Raw genomic sequence first — 1,951 nt, forward strand, 5'->3', positions numbered from 1 at the left:
CCTTGATGACGAGACATTCAAGCACCTTTTTTTTATTTCAGAGAATATCTTTTAGCTTTTGAACTTATTCTTGTTCTTTTATATCTGAAAAATAGAGATAAAACAAAACATGTTCAAGACCTCTATAAAAATCAATCTCGCCTTGCTCAACTTCATTAGACATAAAAAAAGCAATCCGAAGATTGCTTTTGATCATGCCAAATCAATTTTTAAATAATCAAATCATTCACTTTATGAGCGAATGAACAATCATCTATTATTGATCAATAATATCAGTACCTTTTGGTGGTACAAAGTTAAATGTCGATGCCGGAATTGATGCATTTACATTGACATTGTTAAAACGTACAGTCGTTGTTTGACCCAATGAATCTTGTAAAATCATCAACGTCGGCGCATTTTTTGCCCCAAAACTAATGGTCAAACTTTGGAATGCGCCATCTTTTTGTTTAGGATAAAGCGTGTAATAAGTTTTGCCTGCATTTGGCTGTGTAATACGATATGCCTTTTGAATTTGTTGGGCATTACCACTCAATAATAATGCTGGAGTATTGGCAACCTGCTCATCTAAGCTTTGACGAACAGCTTGCTGCAAGTCTGGATCATAAATCCATACTGTACGTCCTGAAGTCACGATCGTTTGTTTTGATGGTGTTGTGGTTTGCCAAAAGAATTTACCAGGACGTTCAACTTTCATCACCCCTTTAAAGGTCTGATTCATATGTTGAGCTGTTAAACCTTTCTTCTGAGCGACTTTACCTGTTTGCGTCACTTTCGTTGTTTGTTCAAAGTTTGCAGTAAAGCTCTTCATGCCACTCAATTGTTTCACCAAGTTCGCAGTCGCTTGTTGCTCCGATGCAGCAGTTGCTGCAAAAACTGTTGTGCTCATCATGACTGGTGCAAGCAAAGCCGCACTCATTGCTACTGCACCCATCGTTTTACGAAGCATTTTCATAGGTTCACCTTTTCTATACCTGTACCAAATAAGTCGATACAGTTGTTATTTATTCGATGACCTATCTTAAACCAAATTGGGCAGGTAATAATTGAGAAAATAAGAAGTTTTGTATTGTTATTGGATAGAAATGTAGAAATTCATTCATGATGATGGAGATCTAATTCTGACTGATTCAGCGCAAATAGTTTTCCAGATCATAAAAAACCCGCAATAAAGCGGGTCTTTTTTGTACTCTTAAAGCTTACACTTCAACAGATACATAGCGACGGCCAAATTGACCTTTCACTTCAAATTTGATTACGCCGTCAGCAGTAGCGAACAAAGTATGGTCACGGCCCATACCTACGTTTGCACCAGCGTGGAATTCAGTACCACGTTGACGAACGATAATGTTACCAGCAGTCACAGCTTGACCACCGTACATTTTAACACCTAACATTTTAGGATTCGAGTCACGACCGTTTTTAGTCGAACCACCGGCTTTTTTAGTTGCCATGTCTATTTACTCCTAGTGATTAGCCTGCGATCGCAGTAATTTTCAACTCAGTGAACCATTGACGGTGACCTTGTTGTTTACGGTAATGTTTACGACGACGCATTTTAACAATACGGATTTTGTCGTGACGACCATGACCAACCACTTCTGCAGTTACTTTTGCGCCAGCAACAACTGGAGCACCGATTTGAATGCTTTCGCCATTCACAACCATTAATACATCATCAAATGTAATAGTTGCGCCAGTTTCAGCTTTCAACAATTCTACTTTAAGGGTTTCACCCTCAACAACACGGTGCTGTTTACCACCGCTTTGGATTACTGCGTACATAACGTACTCCAACTTGCCCGTGTCGTCGTGCCGATAAAGGAAGATATCGATCTTAAGACGAACGCCACTGGGGGTTATACAAGGGCAAGGATTTTAAGTGATAATGGATTAAACAACAAGTCATTTCCATCAAATATTACACTTGTATGCAATTTAATCTAAATAT

At 38.7% G+C, this 1,951-nt stretch carries 3 protein-coding genes; all 3 read right to left on the reverse strand.

The features are described 5' to 3' along the window. Positions 1–256: 256 nt before the first annotated feature. Positions 257–955: an outer membrane lipoprotein chaperone LolA gene (lolA, locus tag EXE10_RS20755; RefSeq protein ID WP_130114580.1), complete on the reverse strand. Its 699-nt coding sequence runs from the start codon at positions 953–955 to the stop codon at positions 257–259. A 244-nt stretch (positions 956–1,199) separates the two neighbouring features. Further along, positions 1,200–1,454 carry a 50S ribosomal protein L27 gene (rpmA, locus tag EXE10_RS20760; RefSeq protein WP_004828213.1) on the reverse strand — a complete coding sequence of 85 codons (255 nt, stop codon included), beginning with the start codon at positions 1,452–1,454 and terminating at the stop codon, positions 1,200–1,202. 19 nt (positions 1,455–1,473) lie between these two features. Beyond that, on the reverse strand, positions 1,474–1,785 hold the full coding sequence (gene rplU / locus EXE10_RS20765) for a 50S ribosomal protein L21 (protein WP_010113102.1): 312 nt from the start codon (positions 1,783–1,785) through the stop codon (positions 1,474–1,476). Between the last annotated feature and the right edge of the window lie 166 nt (positions 1,786–1,951).

Source organism: Acinetobacter sp. WCHAc060033 (assembly GCF_004209125.1).
In the GTDB taxonomy this organism is placed as follows: domain Bacteria; phylum Pseudomonadota; class Gammaproteobacteria; order Pseudomonadales; family Moraxellaceae; genus Acinetobacter; species Acinetobacter wuhouensis.

Bases quoted from the DNA above. Each gene is read 5' to 3' on its own strand.
- lolA (WP_130114580.1), bottom strand. From the start codon at position 955: ATGAAAATGCTTCGTAAAACGATGGGTGCAGTAGCAATGAGTGCGGCT.
- rpmA (WP_004828213.1), bottom strand. From the start codon at position 1,454: ATGGCAACTAAAAAAGCCGGTGGTTCGACTAAAAACGGTCGTGACTCG.
- rplU (WP_010113102.1), bottom strand. From the start codon at position 1,785: ATGTACGCAGTAATCCAAAGCGGTGGTAAACAGCACCGTGTTGTTGAG.